The organism is Streptomyces shenzhenensis, assembly GCF_021462265.1.
Lineage (GTDB): Bacteria > Actinomycetota > Actinomycetes > Streptomycetales > Streptomycetaceae > Streptomyces > Streptomyces shenzhenensis.
Genome location: NZ_JAJONF010000012.1, coordinates 174,672 through 192,868, shown reverse-complemented (window position 1 = coordinate 192,868; position 18,197 = coordinate 174,672). Strand labels below are relative to the sequence as shown.

Below are 18,197 nucleotides of genomic sequence, written 5' to 3'. Positions count from 1 at the left end.
TCGGCTGACGACACCGGACTCCTACCTGATGCGGGCCGCCGGGAAACGCACGCCCGGTCACAGCGCCCGGCGCCGGATCAGCACGCCGAGCAACAGCAGACCGGGCAGCAGGGGCAGCCACACGGTGAACAGCCGGTAGCCGAGCACGGCGGAGGCGGCCGCGACGGCCGGGGTTCCGGAGGCGGTGAGAGCGAACGCGAGGGCCGCGTCGAGGGAGCCGAGGCCGCCCGGGGTGGGCAGCAGCGCGGCGGCGCCGCTCGCGGCGAGGTAGAGCAGCGCCACCCTGGCGGGGGACAGCGGAAGTTCGACCGCCCGGGTGACGGCGAAGAGGACCAGCGCGTGCAGTCCGGCGAAGGCGAAGGACCCGCCCCACAGCGCGGCCGCGCGGACCGGACGGGCGTGCAGGGCCCGGATGTCCGCGGCCACGGCGGCCGCCGCGCCCCGGCAGCGGGGCCACACCCGGACCCGGAGCAGCACCCCGGCCACAGCGGCCAGGCCGGCCACGGCGAGCAGCGCGGCCGCGGACACGTGCGGGATCCGCAGCAGCCCCGGGCACGCGGGGGCGAGCACGGCGATCAGGACCAGCCGGACCACGGCACCGACGGCCGCCTTGACCGCGAGGGCCGACGCCCCGCGGCCCGCCGGAAGTCCGCAGCGCATCAGGAACCGCAGGTTCACCGCGCCCGAGCCGAGCCCGGCGGGCAGCACGTGCCCCGCGGCCGAGGCGGCGAACTGCACGGCGACCAGCCGTCCGCCGGGCAGCCGGGGTGTGACCGCGCCCTGCTGGGCGAGCGCCGAGCACACCCAGGTGCCGGCCGCCGCCGTCGCCGCCACCAGCAGCCAGCCCTGGTCGGCGCCGGCGAGCCGGACCGCCCCGCGCGCCACGGCCGGCCAGTGCCGCCGCGCCAGCCAGCCCGCGCCGAGCAGCAGCACCAGGCAGGCACCGCTCTGCCAGTAGAGTCCCCGGCGGCCCACGGCGGGCGTGGCGTTCACGTTCGGGACCATCGAGGCACCCACCCCTGTTCCTCTGCGGCGCGCAGGACCCTCCATGGGCTTCAGGGACAAACACTGACAAACTAACCGGACTTACCGGCGGAGGCCGCGCGGGGACGGCCATACGAACCGCGGCACTACGCGCTGTAAGGTTGTGCCATGGCTGGCACAGGGTCCCGCGGAAGGGCGGAGCGGCGCAGCGCCGGAGAACTGGAGAGCGAGGTCCTGGCAGCCCTGTGGGCGACCGAAGGCCCCTTGACCCCGGCCGAGATCCAGACCGAGATCGGCGGCGGGCTCGCGTACAACACGGTGCACACGATCCTGAAGCGGCTGTACGACAAGGGCCTGGTGCTGCGGGACGCGGACGGGCGGCGCGGCGCCTACCGGCCGGCGAAGAACGCGGCCGAGCTGACCGCCGAGGCCATGCACGAGGCCCTGGACCGGGGCCCGGACCCGATCGCCGCGCTCCAGCAGTTCGTGTCCGGGCTGAGCCCGGAGGAGGAGCGGGCGCTGCGGAACCTGTTCGCCGGAGGCGGCGCATGAGGTTCGACGTCTACACCCCGCTGCTGGTCTCCCTGCTGCTGCCCCTGGTGAGCCCGGTGATCGGCCGCCGGGTGGCGCCCGCGCTGGCGGCCCGCGTGCTGTCGTCCGCCGCCGTGCTGACCGCCGCCGCGGCCACCTGGTCGCTGGTCCTGCTGGCGACAGCCCTGCTGGGCGACGCTCCGCCGTTGATCCGGGAGGCCCACCAGGACGGCCGCCCGCTGGCCGACCCGGTGCCCGAGGTGATCGGCGTCGCCGCGTGCGTCGCGCTGGCCGTGGTGGTCCGGCGGGTGCGGCGGGCGGTGCGGACCGAGCGGCGCACCCGGCGGATGCTGCGGCGGCTGTGCGAGGGGCATCCGCGGGACACCGAACTGGTGGTGGCCGCCTCCGAGGTGCCGCAGGCGTTCGCGATCCCGGGCCGGCCGGGCCGCATCCTGGTCACCTCGGCGATGCTGGGCGCGCTGGCACCGGCGGAACGGCGGGTGCTGCTCGCGCACGAACGCGCCCACCTGAGACACCGGCATGGCCAGCTGGTGACCGCGGTGACATTCGCCGCGGCCGCCAACCCGCTGCTCGGCCCGGTCCGTTCGGCCGTCATCTTCCTGGTGGAGCGGTGGGCGGACGAGCAGGCGGCGACCGACGTCGGGGACCGCGGGACCACCGCCCGGGCGCTGGCTCGCGCGGCGCTCAGCGCGGGGCCGGGCTGCGCCCTGAACTTCGCCGAGCGCGCGGTGACCCGGCGGATCGCGGCGCTGCAAATGGCTCCCCCGCCCTCGCTGTGGCCAGCAGCCGCGGCGGTTCTCGCGCTCGGCGTCGGAGCCGCCCTGTTCGCCGCCGACGCGACGGGCGACCTCCTCGCCCTGCTGTCCGACGCGCTGACGTGAAGCGCCCCGTAAGGGGCGCTGCAGATCAACTCGGCCGGGTCGGCACCCTGTGCGGCGGCTGTGCCGGCGTCGGCCCCGGCCTGGGCGGCGGCACCGCCCGCACCGCCGGGCTGTCCGTGCCGACCGTCACCGGTTCTCCGTGGTGGAACACGGTCAGCGGCGGGCCGTCCAGCAGGGTGTACGTCGCCTTGTCCGCGCCGATCTCCACGCGCAGCCTGCTGCCGCGCAGTTGCAGGCTGAAGGCGAGCCGGCGCAGCCGTTCCGGCAGCCGGGGGGCGAATCTGGCCCCGTCGTCGTAGTGGCGCAGCCCGCCGAAGCCGGCCACCAGTGCCATCCAGGTGCCGGCGAGGGAGGCGATGTGCAGTCCGTCGCGGGTGTTGTGCTCCAGGTCGTCGAGGTCCATCAGCGCGGCCTCGGCCGTGTAGGCGTGGGCGAGGGACAGATGCCCGGTCTGGGCGGCGACGACGGCCTGGCAGCAGGCGGACAGCGAGGAGTCGCGGACGGTCAGCGGCTCGTAGTAGGCGAAGTTGCGGGCGATGTGCTCCTCGTCGAAGTACGCCTCGCAGGTGTACATCGCCAGCACCAGGTCGGCCTGTTTGACGACCTGTTTGCGGTAGAGGTCGAAGTACGGGAAGTTCAGCAGCAGCGGGTACTGGTCGGGGCGGGTGTTCTCGAAGTCCCAGCGCTGGTAGCGGGTGAACCCGGCGTGCTGTTCGTGGACGCCGAGTTCGTGGTTGTAGGGGATGTGCACCGCTTCGGCGGCGTCCCGCCAGGCGGCGGACTCCTCCGCGTCGACGCCGAGCCGGGCCGCCTGGCGCGGGTGGCGTTCGACCGCGTCGGCGGCGGCCAGCAGGTTCGCCCGGGCCATCAGGTTGGTGTACGTGTTGTCGTCGGCGACCGCGCTGTACTCGTCGGGGCCGGTGACGCCGTCGATGTGGAAGGCGCCCCGGCTGTCGTGGTGTCCGAGCGAGCGCCACAGCCGGGCGGTCTCCACGAGGAGTTCGACGCCGGTGTCCCGTTCGAAGTCGGTGTCGCCGGTGGCGGCGACGTAGCGGACCACCGCGTCGGCGACGTCGGCGTTCACGTGGAAGGCGGCGGTACCGGCCGGCCAGTAGGCCGAGCCCTCCGAGCCGGCGATGGTCCGCCAGGGGAACGCGGCCCCGTCCAGACCGAGCTGGGCGGCTCGTTCACGGGCGGCCGGCAGGGTGTTGTACCGCCAGCGCAGCGCCTCGGCGACGGCGCCGGGGGCGGTGTGGGTGAGGACGGGCAGCACGAACATCTCGGTGTCCCAGAAGGCGTGCCCGTCGTATCCGGAGCCGGTGAGGCCCTTGGCGGGTATCGCCCGCTGTTCGGCGCGGGCCCCGGCCTGGAGCACGTGGAAGAGGGCGAAGCGTACGGCCTGCTGGACCTCCTCGTCGCCGTCCACCTCCACGTCGGCGCGGGACCAGAAGTCGTCCAGGTAGCCGCGCTGGTCCTCGGTGAGCCCCTGCCAGCCCTCGTGGGCGGCGGCCGCGAGGGCCGCGTCCACCTGGTCGGCCATGGCGGGCAGCGAGCGCACCCCGGACCAGCCGTGGGCGACGAACTTCTCCACCCGCAGCCGCTGCCCGGGCTCCAGCACGGAGGTGACGGTGAGCCGGGCCACGTCCGCACCGCTCTCGGCACGGGTCGAGGTCCGCTCGGGGCCGGCGACGGTGTGGTCGGCGGCGACCGCGACCCGCAGGCCGCTGCGCCGGGTGCGGTGCACGAGGCGCAGCCGGTGCCCGGAGGAGAAGGCGTCCTCCTGCTCCAGCGCCGACTCCAGCGCCATGGCGGCCCGCGGATCGCCGTCGGAACCGGGCAGCTGCTCGTTGGCGACCAGTTCGGACTGGACCACGATCCGGCAGCGCCGGTCGACGGCCTCCACCTCGTAGGAGACGGCGGCGATCGCCCGCTGGGTCAGCGAGACCAGCCGGGTGGAGCGGACCCGCACGGTGGAGCCGGCCGGCGAGGTCCACTCGCAGGTCCGCTCCAGGACGCCCCGGCGCAGGTCCAGCACCCGCTCATGGGCGGCGAGGCGGCCGTAGCGCAGGTCGAAGGGCTCGTCGTCGACCAGCAGCCGCAGGATCTTGCCGTTGGTGACGTTGATGACGGTCTGCCCGGACTCGGGGTAGCCGTAGCCCGCCTCGGCGTACGGCAGCGGGTGCACCTCGTGCACGCCGTTGAGGTAGCTGCCCGGCAGACCGTGCGGTTCGCCCTCGTCGAGGTTGCCGCGCCAGCCGACGTGCCCGTTGGACAGCGCGAACACGGACTCGCTCTGTGCGAGCACGTCCAGGTTGAGCGCGGTCTCACGGACCGTCCAGGGTTCCACGGCGTACGACCGGTGGGTGATCACTCCTTGCCCCCCAGCTCCGCGAGGTCCTTGACGACCGTGTCCGCGCCGTGTGCGTACAGGGCGTCCGCCTGTCCCACGCGGTCGACGCCGACGACGTACCCGAACCGGCCCGCGCGGCCCGCGTCCATTCCGGCGAGGGCGTCCTCGAACACCGCGGCACCGGAGGGTTCGACCCCCAGGTCGTGGGCGGCGGCCAGGAAGGTGTCGGGGCGCGGCTTGCCGGGCAGCCGGCGCTCGGCGGCCACGACCCCGTCGATACGGACGTCGAAGAAGTGCTCGGCGCCGATCGAGCGCAGCACGTCACGGCAGTTGGCGCTGGACGAGACGATCGCGGTGCGCAGCCCGTGCGCGCGGACCGCCTCCAGATAGCGCAGGGTGCCGTCGTAGGCCTCGACGCCCTCGGTGTGGATCTTCTCCAGCAGCAGTACGTTCTTGCGGTTGCCGAGGCCGTGCACGGTCGGGGCGTCCGGTGGGTCGTCCGGGTCGCCCTCGGGCAGATGGATGCCGCGGGAGACGAGGAAGGCGCGGACCCCGTCGGCGCGGGGGCGTCCGTCGACGTACTCGTCGTAGTCGGCGACCGGATCGAAGGGCCGCTGTCCCCCGTAGCCGCGCAGGAAGGCGTCGAAGGTCTCCTTCCAGGCCGCCGCGTGCACGACGGCCGTCTTGGTGACCACCCCGTCGAGATCGAAGAGACAGGCCTGGATGGTGTCGGGCAGCCCGAGTGCAGTCATGTCCGGCATCTTCCCCACCGGACGGCTTCCAGGGGGTGGCGCCCGCCACATTCCGGGCCCGGTGTCACACTTTTTGCGTGCCGCTGACTTTCGACGACCTCCTCGACCGCGCCCGCTCACTCGCCGGACGCGGTCCGCGCGCGATCCTCGGCATCGCGGGCAGCCCCGGTGCCGGCAAGACGACCCTCGCCGACCATCTGGTGCGGGAACTGAACGGCACCGGCGAGCCGTGGGCCGCGCACGTGCCGATGGACGGCTTCCACCTGGCCGACGTCGAACTGGACCGCCTCGGTCTGCGGGACCGCAAGGGGGCGCCCGCGACCTTCGACGCGGCCGGGTACGCGGCACTGCTGCGGCGGCTGCGCGCAGAGACGGACACCGTGGTGTACGCGCCGGGCTTCGAGCGGGTCCTCGAACAGCCGCTCGCGGGCGCGGTCCCCGTCCCGCCGACGGCCCGGCTGGTGGTGACGGAGGGCAACTACCTGCTGCTGGCGGACGGTTTGTGGGCGCGGGTGCGGCCGGCCCTGGACGAGGTGTGGTTCTGCGAGACGGACGAGGCGGAGCGGGTACGGCGGCTGGTCGCCCGGCACGAGGAGTTCGGCAAGGCGCACGAGCAGGCGGTGGCCTGGGTGGCGGGCACCGACCAGCTCAACGCCGACCTGGTCGCCGCCACCCGGGACCTGGCGGACCTGGTGGTGCCCGGCACGGCGCTGCCCGCGCCGTACGACGCGGGCAGCGGTCGCTGAACCGGGCGGGCCCGGCGGCAGCGCCCTGAAGGGGCGCGATGCGGGATCCGGCATGCGGCTGCCGCCGCGTGGGCGCGGCCGGCCACGGCGGCGCCGCCGTCGGCATCTCGCAGGTCGCGGTGGTACAGCCGGGCGCTCAGCGGGCAGCGAGGGCCAGTGCCGGCTCGCCGCGGGCGTCCTCGGCCCCGATGACGGCCGTGAACGCCTCGGTGTGCACGGTCAGATCGCCCTCGAACGAGGGGGTGAAGTCACCGCCGGGGCCGTACCGTACGGCGAACACGTGCAGGTTCTCCGGCGCGCCCGGCGCCGGTTCGGCCTCGTAGGCAGTGGAAGTGACCAGGTGGCGCCAGCCCTCGTCCGGGTCGCCGTAGCCGCGCGGGTCGGCGGCCAGGGCGAACGCGGCCTGTTCCTGGGTGAGTTCGGCGCGTGCGTCGAAGCAGTCCGTCCCCTGCGCGGCGGGATGCGTGAGGCGCAGGGCACCCGCCGAGGCGACCTCGCCCTCGGCGACCCGACGCACCCGGTCGCCGTCGTCCGCCGCGTACGGCAGCCCGGCCAGCAGGTAGGGCGTCCCGTCCAGGCGCTCTACGGCCACCGTCACCCAGAGCCGGGTGCCGTCCGTGACGTACAGGGAGCGTACGTGGCGCAGGACGTGGTCGCGGCCCACGACCGGCTTGCTCACCAGCTTGGCGCTCAGGCCGCCGGCGCGTACGTCCCGGACCCGGACCTCGCCCATCGGCCGGCAGTACAGGAAGCCGTCCAGGACCGGGCCGAAGCCGTGCTGCCGGTTCACCGCCGCCGGCAGGTAGTAGGTGCCGCCGGCCTCGAGGAGTGACGGGGTCATGCGGCTGTCGAAGGCCACCGAGACCGAATCCGCGCGGAGTTGGTGGCGGGCCGGGCCGGCGGACGGGTTCCGGTGCCAGGGGGTGGTGTCCTGGATCTGCCAGACCAGCATCCAGGCGAAGTGCCCGTCGACCCCGCCGTCCGGCTTCACCGCGTGCCGGCCCCAGTTGGTGTCGCCCCGGTAGCGGCCCAGGTCGGAGCCGACCCGGGCGCCGAAGTAGCGCAGCCCGAGCACCGACTCGAAACCGGAGTGCTGTTCGCTGTAGCGCGGACCGCCGTTGTCGAAGCCGCCGCTGGTCAGGCGGGCGTCGAGGTAGCGGGCGAGCGCGTCGCCGTCCTCGGCGAACATCTCCGCGCCGCTGATCCGGTGGGCCTGGGCGAGGAAGGACAGGGAGATCGGGCCGTAGTTGTTGTCGTAGGCGCCGCCGTGCTCGGGCGGCAGCAGTGCGCCCCGGTCCAGGACGCGGTGGGCCCGGATCCGGTCCCGGTACAGGGCGAGCGCCCGCGCCCTGACCGGCTCCTCCTGCCCGGGCGGCAGATGGCGCGCCAGCATCAGCCCGCCGACCACGCACCCGATCGCCTGGTTCCCGGCCTCCTGCGGGTTGAAGCAGGTGGCCTCGGTCAGCCAGCGCCAGTAGCCGTGGCTCACCTCGACGAGCTCCGCGCGCTGTTCGTCGTCGACCAGGCCGTCCGCGAGGTCGAGGATGTTCACGGCCTGGAGCAGCGCCCACACCGTGCTGGGCCAGTCCCCGATCGGGTGCGCGCCCGCCTCGAGGACGTACCGGGCGTACGGCAGGCCGGAGCCGCGGACCGTGAGGTTCGGGTAGCCGGGGTTGTCCTCGGTGTAGACCCGCTCGCGCAGGTGGAAGGCGAGGCTGCGGCGCACCGCCTCCGGCAGCCGCGGGTCCTTGGAGCGCTGCCAGGCGAGGGCCAGCAGGGAGGTGACGCCGAGCGAGGTGTCGCCGATGTCGTCGTCGGCGTCGGGGTGTTCGAGGTTGCCCTCGGGGGTGAGGCGGGCCAGGGCCTGCGCCACGACGTCGGCGAGGACCGCGTCGTACGCCTCGGGGGTGGCCGGCAGGTCGTGCAGCGGGCCGAGCTGGCGCGGCAGGTGCATCGGGGGAGGTCAGCCCTTCGTTGCGGAGGTGGCCGTGGCGGACGTGGTCAGGGTCGGACGCCGGGTACGGAACGCCGGGCGCGCAGGGTGACGGTCAGTGTCTGCGGGCCGTGCCCACCGAGGTAGACGCGGTTCCCGGTCGTCGCGTCGGTGCCGCCGGCCACGGTGTAGTCCTGGCCCGGGTCGTACCGTAGTACGTCGCTCCGGTCCGGTCCGGCGAGTGGTTCGCCGGCCTCGACGGCGGCCTCGACGCGGATCTCGTCGTCGCCCACCCGGTAGGTCAGCGGCCCGGTCGTCAGGCACCAGCGCCTGTCACCGATCGGTACGGCGCCCTGCGGCTCGCCACCCGGCCGGAAGGTCAGTTCGAGTGCCCAGGGCACCCGTGGGCCGCTGATGTCGATCCTCAGGTCGGCGCCGTCGTCCCGCAGCTCCGCTTCGACGCGTGTCGTGTGGGAGACCTCGTCCCGGGGCCGGTCCGGGAAGGCCATCGCGGCCGAGAAGCGTCCCTCGTCCGCCACGCGGTAGGCGCCGTCGTCCCGTCGCCGGTCCGGCGGGAGCGGCTGGTAGTAGGCGGCCGTCAGGGTCTCGGTGAGCCGGTATTGGTGGCCGGCGACCTGCTGCATGTCGGCGGCGCGGAAAGGGCCCAGGTCGAAGAAGCCCCGGGAGAGCCGGACCGCGTCGAGGACGGCGTCGCCGGCGAACAGGCGCAGGAAGGTGGGGTTGCAGGCGAGTCCCGAGCGGATGCGCCGGTGCCCGGGCACGTCCGAGCCGCCGTACAGGACGGTGTGTGCGGTGGCGGAGGCATGTGAGGCGAGGCGCGCCGTGCCGAGGTACCGGTCGCGGGTCAGGGGCTCCGGGTCCGGTGCCGGCAGCGCGTGGCACAGGTCGGGGGTGAGGAGGGTCTCGGCGAGCAGGCCGGGGTCGTCGACCCCGTCGGCTGCTGCCAGCCGCGCCGCCCGGGCGAAGTCGCCCCGGCCGCTGCGGACCGCGAGCAGCCGGTAGTGCGGCAGGTAGGACGCCAGCGGGAACGGGTGGTGCTGGTCCTGCCGGCGCGAGTGCACGGTCTCCACCGTGCCGTCCGGTCTGATCAGGTCCAATGTCGCGGTGAGGTTGCGTTCGACGGCGTCCCGCAGGTCGGTGCGGCCGAGGACTTCGGCCAGCAGGAGCAGCGAGGGATTGGACACGTGGGACGCGTAGACGGCGCTGCGTTCCGAGTACAGGCCGTCCGCGTCGATGTCGACGCCCTCGGCGAGCCATGCGTCGACACGGTCGAGCAGCCGGGCGTCCGGGAACGACCGGTGCAGCCGGGCCAGCGCCGCACACAGTTCCCAGCGGTGGTTCGGGGTGTGCACCCCGCCGGTGAGGAGGGCGGCGGAGGCAGCGCCGGCGATCTCGGCAAGCGCGGCCGTGACGTCACGCAGTTCCGGTCCCGCGCCGGCGGCGAGCACGTGCGCGTCGCACACGTCGTTCACCGTGAACGCGGAGTCCGGCGGTGACTGCACGTTGTCGCCGCCGGCGAAGAGACCGGAGGCGGTCTGCGCGGCCAGCAGGGCGCGGAGGTGGGTCAGTGCGGCGGCGACGGCCCGGCTGCTGCCGTGCAGTGCCGAGTCCGGGGAGCGGTACGCCGCGACCAGGGTCTTCACCCGGCGGGCCAGGACGCGGTGGGTCACACCGGCGGGTTCGTCCTCGGGGCCGGCCACCAGTGGGGCGGCCGACCGGTCAGCGGCGCCGGCCACCGCGCGGAGGAACTCGTGGTCGAGCGGGGTGGGCACGGTCAGTCCTTCAGTCCGGCGTTGATGTCGGCGCCCATGACGTAGCGCTGGAAGACCAGGAAGATCACGATCAGCGGGACCATGGAGATGACCGAGGCGCCGAGCAGGACCGACCAGTTGATGTTCTGCGCGCCGACGATGCTCTGGATGCCGATCTGCACGGTGAACTTGTTGGGGTCGTTGAGCATCAGCAGCGGCCAGATGTAGTCGTTCCACCGCCACTGGAAGGACAGGATGGCGAGGGTCAGCATGATGGGCCGGGAGAGCGGCACCATGATCCGCAGGAAGATCGACAGTTCGCGGGCACCGTCGATGCGGGCCGCTTCCACGAGTTCGTCGGGAACCGTCAGGAAGAACTGGCGGAACATGAAGCATCCGGTCGCGGTGAGCACCGCCGGGAGGATGATGCCGGCGAACGAGTTGTACAGGCCGAGGTTGCGAACCACCAGGAACTCCGGGGCCAGCATGACCTCGCCCGGCAGCATCGTGGTGGCCAGGATGCAGATGAAGAACGCCTTGAGCCATCTGTTGTCGTATTTGGCCAGCGCGTACCCGGTGCAGCAGCTCACTCCCACCGTGAGGATCGTCGTGATCACACACACGATGGTCGTGTTGATGAAGAACTGGGAGAAGTTGGCACTGCGCCACGCCGTCAGGTACCCGGACAGGGTGGGGTGGTGCGGAACCAGCGTCAGCGGATAGGAGAACAGGTCGCTGGCCGGCTTGAGGGAGCTGAGGATGAACCACAGCACCGGCAGCCCGTAGAGGCACGCGAGGATCCACAGCAGGGTGGTTGCGGACACCGCCTGTCGGATCCCGCCGCTCACCGCGCCGCGGGTCCGCTTCTTGGATACAGTCCGACCGGGATCGGCGTCGGCCTTGCGGGGTATGTCTGTGGTTGTCATCGGTTCTCCACCCGCCGGTTGACGATCAGCTGGATGATCGCGACGGCCATCAGGATGAGCATGAGCACGAACGACGCGGCGCTCGCATAGCCGATCTGGCCCCGTTGGAAGCCGGTCTGGTAGATGTACTGGACAAGCAGGTTGTTCGACGTTCCGGGTCCGCCGTTGTTCAGGGAGACGAACACCGGATATTCCTTCATCGCGTTGATCGTGTTGAGCAGGACGACGATGAAGGAGGTCGGCGCGATGCTCGGCAGCGTGATGCTCAAGAACTGGCGCCACGGTCCGGCACCGTCGAGCGATGCCGCCTCGTAGTACGACACGGGTACGTTCTTGATCGCCGCGATGAAGAGCAGCATCGTGAAACCCGTCCACATCCAGGACGCCGCCGCCACCACCACGAGCAGCGACAGGTCCGCGTTCGACTGCCACGGAACGGCACTGCCGCCGAGCTTCTCGATGACGTAGTTGACCAGGCCGAAATTCTCACCGAACAGCCACCGCCACAGCACACCCACGACGATGGGCGACAGCAGCCACGGGATGAAGAAGATGACGCGGGCGACGGACGAACCCTTGGCGTGCTTGTTCACCACCAGGTTGGCCGCGAGGAGCGAGAGCGCGAAGTTCAGCGGCACGAAGAGCACGGTGTACAGAAGCGTCCGGGTCAGCGCGTCGTAGAACGTGGAGTCCCCGAACAGGTTGTGATAGTTGTCCAGCCCGATGAACTGGAACGCGCCCACACCGGTGTAGTTCGTGAAGGAGTAGACGAGCCCGATCACCGCCGGCCAGACGAAGAACAGCGCGAAGAGCACGACATTGGCCGCGATGAGAGTGAGCGGCGCAAGGGTGTACTTACTGCGTCTTCTGGGCGGGCTCGCGGACACGGCCGAGGCGCGTTTTGTCATCTTCCTGACTCCGTGCTGGTGGAATGGGTTGCGGTGGGTTCACGCGATGAGCCCGGCATCACGTGGTTGGCCAGGGCGGGGCGGCGGGGGCTCGGTCCCGCCGCCCCGCCCTGGGGGCTGCGATCAGCCGCCGACCTGCTGGTTGTAGCCGGCCACGATGTTCTCCAGCGCCTTGTCGGACGACTGCTGGCCGTTGATCGCCTTGCCGAGCTCCGTCTTGGTCGGGTCGGTGGTGAGGCTCTTGCCCTTCAGCACCCAGTCCGTCTGCGCACCGTTGAAGTAGCCGGAGATCGGGGCGTACAGCGGGATCTCCTCGTTGTACAGCTTGAACGCCGACTGCGCCGCGTCGGATTTGAAGGGGTAGTTCGGGCTCAGACCGCTCTCGACCGGGAGGAATCCGGAGCTCTCGACCAGTTCGGTGTACTGCTTCGGGTCGTACACCCAGGTCATGAACTTCTTCGCGGCGGTGGCCGCGGCGCCGTTGTTGTTGAAGCCGACCATCAGGCCGCCGCTGTTGACGTCGCTGGCCTGCACGGGCTGGGCGGGGGTCGGGACGCTGGCCCAGTCGAACTTCTTGATGCTGTCCGCGAACGCGGCGACCTGCCACACGCCGGACCAGTAGGCGACCACGTCACCGCTCTGGAACATCGCGGACGGGTCGGCGCCGCTGGTCCACACCGACTTCGGCATGATCTTGTCGTCGTTCCATCCGACGAAGGTCTTCACGGCCTTCTTGGTCGCGGCGTCCACCGAGAACTTGCCGGAGGAGTCCGCGTGGACGTAATTCCCGCCCATCTCGTACACCATGGCGCGCAGTCGAGACGGCGACTGGTCGAAGGTCAGGGAGTACTTGGCGCCGGTCTTCTCCCGGACCTTGTTCGCGGCCGCGATGAAGTCGGTCCAGGTCCAGGTCTTCGACGACGAGGTGGGGAAGGAGACGCCGGCCTTCTTGAAGAGCGTCGTGTTGATGAACAGCCCGGACGCGGTGACGTCCGAGGGGATGGCCAGCACCTTGCCGGACGAGTCCTTCGCCAGGAAGTTCGCATTGATGTTGTAGCTCTTGTTCCCGGCGATGGAGCTCAGGTCGATCAGCTTGTTCGACCAGATCGGGTCCAGCGCCGGTACGGCCGCCACGTCGGGCAGAGCATTCGCCTGCGCGGAGTTGTGCAGCTTCGTCGTGTAGCCGTCGTAGGGGATGTTGACGAGCTTGACGTCGACGCCGGCTTCCTTCTTGTACTGCGCCACCAGCTTCTTCCAGCCCGCGTCCTGCCCCGGAACCGTGGAGATCCAGAACGTCAGCGACTTGGAGGTACCGCCCGAGCCGGACCCCGACCCGCAGGCGGAGAGCAGCAGGGCTCCTGCCGAGGCCACGGCAGCGAGGGGAACCAGGCGGCGCATACCGCCGCGGCCGAGTCGGCGGGAGCGCCGCACACCCACAGTGGTCATCTTCGATCCCATTTCTTCGGAGGGACGGAGCACGGCGCCGGCTGAGGCGGCACGGGTGCATTTTGAAGGAAAGTCGCTTTCCGGGGTCGCGGCCTCGCCCGGCCGCATCGTCCACGCGGGGCGAGATCCCCGGCCGCCTGGGCCGTCACCGCACGGGCACGCCCTCGTGCGGTTGCCGTACGTCGTGTACGGGCTGGGAGGCTCACCCCAAGCCGGCGTCCCGGCCGACTTAGAAAGCGCTTGTCCGGACATTGGCAGACCGATGAGGAAGCCGTCAATCCTTCACCCTGGCGCCTTCGGTCACGGTTTGGACTCCCTTGGCCACGGCGAGCCGGGCGGCACCCGCCACGGTACCGAGATCGCCGATCTGGCTGCTGACCACCTCGGTGGGCCAGCTCAGCCGGTCCAGCTCGGCCCGCACCCCGGGCAGGAGCTGCGGGTCCGCGCCCGTGCTGCCGCCCAGCACGATCAGCCCCGGATCCAGTACGGCGGTCACCGCCGCCGCCAGCCGGCCCACGTCGGCGGCGTGCCGGGCGACGACAGCACGGGCGGGCTCCCGGCCCTGGGCGGCCAGCGCGAAGAGCCGGTCGGCGGTGCGCGGGCACGGGCCGTCGGCCTCCCGCCAGATCTCGGCGGCCCGGCGCAGCAGGGCGTGTGAGCCGACGTAGGCCTCCAGGGCCTCCTGGCGGGGCTCCCGGTCGTCGTCCCAGGGGTAGGGCAGCCGGGCCAGCTCACCGGCCGCGCCGTTGGCGCCGCGCAGCACCTGGCCGCCGATGACGATGCCCAGACCGACACCGACGCCGATCCGCAGGTAGCCGAAGGTGCGCCGGCCCCGGGCGGCGCCCTCGTGGAGTTCGGCGAGGGCCGCGCAGTTGACGTTGTTCTCCAGGTGGACGGGCACGCCCGGCGGCAGGGCGACGGAGACCGCGTCGAAGACGGGCCCGGCCTTGGCGGTCGCCGGGCGCATCCCGCTGCCCGCCCGGTCGGGGGCGGTGACATCACCGACGGCGACCACGATGGCCCGCAGCGGGGCGCCCGCCGGCAGCGCGGCCAGGGCCTCGCGGACGGCGTCGGCGGCCCGGGTGCGGGGCGTGTCCGCCTCGGCGAGCAGGGTGCCGTCCAGGGCGCAGCCGCGGACCCGGGTGCGCGCCGGGCCGAGGTCGACCGCGAGGACCGAGCCGGAGGCGGCCCCGAGGCCGTAGACGGCGGCCGAGCGGCCGGTGCCGCTGGAGGAGGTGCCGGAGTGGGTGGCCAGCCGCGCTCCCTCCAGCTCCGCGACGGCGGCGGAGACCGTCGGTTTGGACAGGCCGGCCAGACTCGCGAGCTGCGGCCGGGTGGCGCTGCCGACCTGGGCCAGCACGGCGAAGACCGCGCCGGCGCTCTCGGTGAGCCGGGAGGCTTCAGCCACGACGTGTTCCACGGTTCCCCCAGGGGTCAGGGGCCGCGCTCCCCCGGGTGTCGCGGGATGCGGCGATGCGGTGCCGGTGTGCCGCGCGATCGTGGCCTCGACAGCGTCCCGTCGACCGAGTCCGCGGCAACTCTTGACGCACTGTACTTCGTTAGTTAACTTCCTAACGAAGTTCACGGTACTCGCCTGCCGTGCTCCGCAAGAAGCCCGTCCCGGGGCTTCCTGACGTGCTCGACTCCTGTTCGGCCAGACCGGTTCGCCCGCCGTCACAGCACAGTGCCAGGCTCTTCGGCGCTCTTCGCCCAGACGACGAAAGAGGATCCGTGCAGGAAACTCCTTCCTCCCCGCTCCTGGTCGGCATCGACGTGGGCGGCACCAAGACCCAGCTCCGCGCCCTCGCCGGCGCGGACCGGGTCGCCGACCACGTCCGCCCGAGCAGCGGCTGGCGGCCGCACGACCCGGACGCCGCGGCCCGCTGGCTGACCGCGCTCGTCCACGACGCCCTGCCTCCCGGTACCCGCCCGGCCGCCCTGGCCGTCGGCGGGCACGCCTGTGAGACCCCCCGCCAGTGCGCCGGCATCGCCGCCGCGCTGCGGGACCTGCTCGACGTGCCCGTCCGGGTGGTGGGCGACGCCGAACTCCTCGTCCCCGCCGCCGGCCTGGACAAGGGCGTCGGCCTGGTCGCCGGCACCGGCTCGGTGGCCGTCGGCCGGCAGGCCGACGGCAGCCCCGTGCAGGTGGGCGGCTGGGGCGCGATCCTCGGTGACGAGGGCGGCGCCGCCGGGCTCGTCCGGGAAGCCGCCCGCGCCGTCTGGGCCGCCCACGACCGGGGCGAGGCACCCGACGCCCTCGCGACGGGGCTCCTCGCCGCCTTCGAGGTGGCCGAGGTGCCCGCACTCGGCGCCGCGCTGGAGAGCGCCTCCGACGTCTCCGCCCAGTGGGGCCGGCACGCCCCGGTGCTCTTCGCCGCGGCCGACGCGGGCTCCCGCCTCGCCGCGGACGTGATAGCCGACGGCGGCCGCGCCCTGGCCGGCCTGGTGGCCCGGCTCGCCGCCCGCGGTCTCGCCGTGGACGACGTGGTGGTCGCCGGCGGCACGATCCTCTCCCAGCGGCGCCTGTACGACGCCTTCGCCGCCGCGCTCGCCGAGGCCGTACCCGGGGCCCGGCCGCAGCCGTTGCGGCTCCCGCCGGTCGAGGGAGCGGTGGCACTGGCGCGTTCGATCCTGTGAGAACCCGTGCGCGGCACGTCCGCTCCCGCGGGCCCGGACCACAAGCCGTTCGACGCCGCGACCGCGCAGGTCGCGGCCGGTCGTCCGGGTGAACCACCGGGCCGTCGTTCAACTCCGGGTCATGCGACGTCCTTCGGACCATGACCACCGGGTCACGAAGTCGCCCTAGAACTGCGCTCGTTCAGCACTTTTCCCACGCGAACCCACACGCTCACGCGCATCGGGAACACCGACGGTCCGCGTGAAGTCCCCGTAGAACCCGTGAAGTCCCCGTAGAACAAAAGAGAGGCACACCCATGCCGTCACCTGCCGGGCCCCACTCCCTTTCTCCGGCCCGTGGACTCGCCGTCGGCCGACGGGGATTCCTGAAGACCTCGCTCGGCGCGTCGGCGGGGGTGCTGGCGGCCCCGACCCTCGTCGGCTGGCTCGCGGCCGCCGACGCCAAGGCCGCGACGGCCCTCGCGTTCGTCGACGACTACAAGACCAACATCAGCACCAACCTCACCGCGGACACCAACGCGGTGGTCCGCATCCTCGGCGGCTTCGCGCGGGTGTGGAAGACCGGTTCCGCCTGGAACACCGGCACGGTGCTGCGCGCCGACATCCTGCGTGCCAACATGCGCTACTGCGCCAAGATCACCAAGAAGCGCAGCGCCGCCGACGCGAAGAAGGCGTTCCTCTACGACCGCCAGCACCAGAGCTACGCCATGATCGCCGGCCTCGGCCCGCTCGCCGACCTGTACAAGGCCGGCTCCCTCGCGGTCACCTCGATCACCAGCGCCCCCGACGGCACCCCCGCCACCACCATCAGCGACGCGGTCCCGGCCGGCGCCCCCGCGGGCTCGGCGCTCGGCGCGGGCTCGCACGACTCGGCGCTGGGCAAGGTGGCCGCCCTGGTCGACACCGTGCGCGGCAACTACGCGTCCGGCAACCCCTCCAAGTACGCCTACCAGTACCCGCGTCCGTGGCGGATGAACGAGGACAGCGAGGTCGTCGACACCGGCGGCACCGACGCGTACGGCTTCCCGGTCTACGAGTCCGACGTGGTCGTGGCCCCGCAGCTGCTGCGCCAGCGCAGCACCTCCGCCGCCGACGACGGCGGCTTCCCGTCCGGCCACACCAACGCCTTCCACCTGGCGGGCCTGGCCTACGCGTACGCCGTTCCGGAGCGCTTCCAGGAGCTGGTCGCCCGTGCCCTGGAGCTGAGCGACACCCGGATCATCGCGGGAATGCACAACACGGTCGACGTGATCGGCGGCCGCATCATGGCCACCGCCCTGGCCGCCGCCACCCTCGCCGACCCGGCCAACGCCGACCTCAAGGCGGCCGCCCGCGCCCAGGCCCTCGCCTACTTCGAGGCGCAGACCGGCAGCACCGCCGACACCCTGTACGCCTACGCCCACTCGGCCGACTCCGGCACCGACCCGTACGCCGACCGCGAGGCCAACGAGCGCGCGGCCACGCCCCGGCTGACGTACATCCTCGACCGGGAGGGCCGCGACCTCCCGCTCACCGTGCCCAAGGGCGCCGAGGTGCTGCTGGAGACGCGTCAGCCCTACCTCACCGCCGACCAGCGCCGCGAGGTGCTGCGCACCACCGGCCTGCCCTCCGGGTACGTGCTCCTCGACGGCCCGGAGCAGTGGGGCCGCCTCAACCTGTTCGCCGCGGCGGACGGCTACGGCGCCTTCGACGCGGACGTCACGGTCACCCTGGACGCGGCGGCCGGCGGCTTCTCGGCGGCCGACAGCTGGCGCAACGACATCGACGGCCCCGGCGGTCTGACCAAGCAGGGCACCGGCACGCTGACCCTGACCGGCCACAACCGCTACCGGGGCGGCACCGTGCTGGCCGCCGGCACCCTGGTCGCCGCCTCCGCGGACGCGCTGGGCCGCGGTGACGTCCGGATCTCGGACGGCACCCTGCGGGTCACGGACGAGCTGTTCGTGCGCGGTACGTACACGCAGGACGCGGGCACCCTGGAGGTCACCCTGGCCAAGGGCCGCAGGGCGCCGCTGACGGTGAAGCACCTGGCCGTCCTCGGCAGGGGCAGCACCCTGTCCCTGAACCTGGACACCGAGCGCCCGCCGGCCGCGGGCAGCACGCTCCCGGTCGTCGGCGCACCGCGGCTGCGCGGCCAGTTCGCCGCGGTGGAGCTGAACTCCGCCACGCTGCGGGCCGTACCCGTCTACACGGCAGACGGTCTGTCGGTACGACTCGTGAAGCGGTGACGCGCCCGGTGACGGGAGCGATGCGACAGTAGGGCCATGGCGGCTCGTGATCGTTCCCGTCACCGCGGGCCCGGTGTTCCCG

14 protein-coding genes are annotated in these 18,197 nt (G+C 72.7%); 5 read left to right on the top strand and 9 right to left on the bottom strand.

Going from position 1 to position 18,197, the window contains the following annotated elements:
• Positions 1-57: 57 nt before the first annotated feature.
• On the bottom strand, positions 58-1,005 hold the full coding sequence (locus LQ326_RS18460) for a lysylphosphatidylglycerol synthase transmembrane domain-containing protein (RefSeq protein WP_372496890.1): 948 nt from the start codon (positions 1,003-1,005) through the stop codon (positions 58-60).
• A 147-nt stretch (positions 1,006-1,152) separates the two neighbouring features.
• Here LQ326_RS18460 and LQ326_RS18455 point away from each other — a divergent pair, with 147 nt between their 5' ends.
• Together LQ326_RS18455 and LQ326_RS18450 are read left to right on the top strand one after the other, a co-directional pair.
• On the top strand, positions 1,153-1,536 hold the full coding sequence (locus LQ326_RS18455; RefSeq protein WP_234538116.1) for a BlaI/MecI/CopY family transcriptional regulator: 384 nt from the start codon (positions 1,153-1,155) through the stop codon (positions 1,534-1,536).
• Positions 1,533-2,417 (top strand): M56 family metallopeptidase, encoded by an 885-nt coding sequence (locus LQ326_RS18450; RefSeq protein ID WP_234538114.1) that lies wholly within the window; start codon positions 1,533-1,535, stop codon positions 2,415-2,417. The genes LQ326_RS18455 and LQ326_RS18450 overlap by 4 nt, the downstream gene beginning before the upstream one ends.
• A 25-nt stretch (positions 2,418-2,442) precedes the next feature.
• Here LQ326_RS18450 and LQ326_RS18445 read toward each other — a convergent pair whose 3' ends face one another.
• Together LQ326_RS18445 and LQ326_RS18440 are read right to left on the bottom strand one after the other, a co-directional pair.
• Positions 2,443-4,788 (bottom strand): glycoside hydrolase family 65 protein, encoded by a 2,346-nt coding sequence (locus tag LQ326_RS18445; RefSeq protein ID WP_234538112.1) that lies wholly within the window; start codon positions 4,786-4,788, stop codon positions 2,443-2,445.
• On the bottom strand, positions 4,785-5,519 hold the full coding sequence (locus tag LQ326_RS18440; protein WP_234538110.1) for an HAD family hydrolase: 735 nt from the start codon (positions 5,517-5,519) through the stop codon (positions 4,785-4,787). Before LQ326_RS18440 ends, LQ326_RS18445 begins: the two co-directional genes overlap by 4 nt.
• A 77-nt stretch (positions 5,520-5,596) precedes the next feature.
• Here LQ326_RS18440 and LQ326_RS18435 point away from each other — a divergent pair, with 77 nt between their 5' ends.
• Positions 5,597-6,265 (top strand): nucleoside/nucleotide kinase family protein, encoded by a 669-nt coding sequence (locus LQ326_RS18435; protein ID WP_234538109.1) that lies wholly within the window; start codon positions 5,597-5,599, stop codon positions 6,263-6,265.
• Positions 6,266-6,401: 136 nt separating this feature from the next.
• On the opposite strand, the gene LQ326_RS18430 is transcribed toward LQ326_RS18435, so the two are convergent.
• The 6 genes from LQ326_RS18430 to LQ326_RS18405 all read right to left on the bottom strand — a co-directional run bounded on the left by LQ326_RS18430 (position 6,402) and on the right by LQ326_RS18405 (position 14,658).
• Complete coding sequence (locus LQ326_RS18430) at positions 6,402-8,219, bottom strand: hypothetical protein (protein WP_234538106.1); 1,818 nt, start codon at positions 8,217-8,219, stop codon at positions 6,402-6,404.
• 47 nt (positions 8,220-8,266) lie between these two features.
• Positions 8,267-9,991, bottom strand: a complete 1,725-nt coding sequence (locus LQ326_RS18425; protein ID WP_234538104.1) for a hypothetical protein — start codon at positions 9,989-9,991, stop codon at positions 8,267-8,269.
• A gap of 2 nt (positions 9,992-9,993) precedes the next feature.
• Positions 9,994-10,896: a carbohydrate ABC transporter permease gene (locus LQ326_RS18420; RefSeq protein WP_268207231.1), complete on the bottom strand. Its 903-nt coding sequence runs from the start codon at positions 10,894-10,896 to the stop codon at positions 9,994-9,996.
• Positions 10,893-11,804 (bottom strand): carbohydrate ABC transporter permease, encoded by a 912-nt coding sequence (locus LQ326_RS18415; RefSeq protein WP_234538099.1) that lies wholly within the window; start codon positions 11,802-11,804, stop codon positions 10,893-10,895. Before LQ326_RS18415 ends, LQ326_RS18420 begins: the two co-directional genes overlap by 4 nt.
• 123 nt (positions 11,805-11,927) lie before the next feature.
• A complete protein-coding gene (locus LQ326_RS18410; protein WP_234538096.1) occupies positions 11,928-13,250 on the bottom strand; it encodes an ABC transporter substrate-binding protein in 1,323 nt (440 codons plus the stop codon).
• A 274-nt stretch (positions 13,251-13,524) separates the two neighbouring features.
• Positions 13,525-14,658, bottom strand: coding sequence for an ROK family transcriptional regulator (locus LQ326_RS18405; RefSeq protein ID WP_234538094.1), 1,134 nt, complete (start codon positions 14,656-14,658; stop codon positions 13,525-13,527).
• A 323-nt stretch (positions 14,659-14,981) separates the two neighbouring features.
• On the opposite strand from LQ326_RS18405, the gene LQ326_RS18400 reads away from it, so the two are divergent.
• Positions 14,982-15,887, top strand: coding sequence for a BadF/BadG/BcrA/BcrD ATPase family protein (locus tag LQ326_RS18400; RefSeq protein WP_234538092.1), 906 nt, complete (start codon positions 14,982-14,984; stop codon positions 15,885-15,887).
• A 296-nt stretch (positions 15,888-16,183) separates the two neighbouring features.
• Positions 16,184-18,115 carry a phosphatase PAP2 family protein gene (locus tag LQ326_RS18395; protein ID WP_234538090.1) on the top strand — a complete coding sequence of 644 codons (1,932 nt, stop codon included), beginning with the start codon at positions 16,184-16,186 and terminating at the stop codon, positions 18,113-18,115.
• Positions 18,116-18,197 lie beyond the last annotated feature (82 nt).

Excerpts from the sequence above, each read along its gene's own strand:
- LQ326_RS18460 (WP_372496890.1), bottom strand. The coding sequence starts at position 1,005 with ATGGTCCCGAACGTGAACGCCACGCCCGCCGTGGGCCGCCGGGGACTC.
- LQ326_RS18455 (WP_234538116.1), top strand. The coding sequence starts at position 1,153 with ATGGCTGGCACAGGGTCCCGCGGAAGGGCGGAGCGGCGCAGCGCCGGA.
- LQ326_RS18450 (WP_234538114.1), top strand. The coding sequence starts at position 1,533 with ATGAGGTTCGACGTCTACACCCCGCTGCTGGTCTCCCTGCTGCTGCCC.
- LQ326_RS18440 (WP_234538110.1), bottom strand. The coding sequence starts at position 5,519 with ATGACTGCACTCGGGCTGCCCGACACCATCCAGGCCTGTCTCTTCGAT.
- LQ326_RS18430 (WP_234538106.1), bottom strand. The coding sequence starts at position 8,219 with ATGCACCTGCCGCGCCAGCTCGGCCCGCTGCACGACCTGCCGGCCACC.
- LQ326_RS18420 (WP_268207231.1), bottom strand. The coding sequence starts at position 10,896 with ATGACAACCACAGACATACCCCGCAAGGCCGACGCCGATCCCGGTCGG.
- LQ326_RS18415 (WP_234538099.1), bottom strand. The coding sequence starts at position 11,804 with ATGACAAAACGCGCCTCGGCCGTGTCCGCGAGCCCGCCCAGAAGACGC.
- LQ326_RS18410 (WP_234538096.1), bottom strand. The coding sequence starts at position 13,250 with ATGACCACTGTGGGTGTGCGGCGCTCCCGCCGACTCGGCCGCGGCGGT.
- LQ326_RS18395 (WP_234538090.1), top strand. The coding sequence starts at position 16,184 with ATGCCGTCACCTGCCGGGCCCCACTCCCTTTCTCCGGCCCGTGGACTC.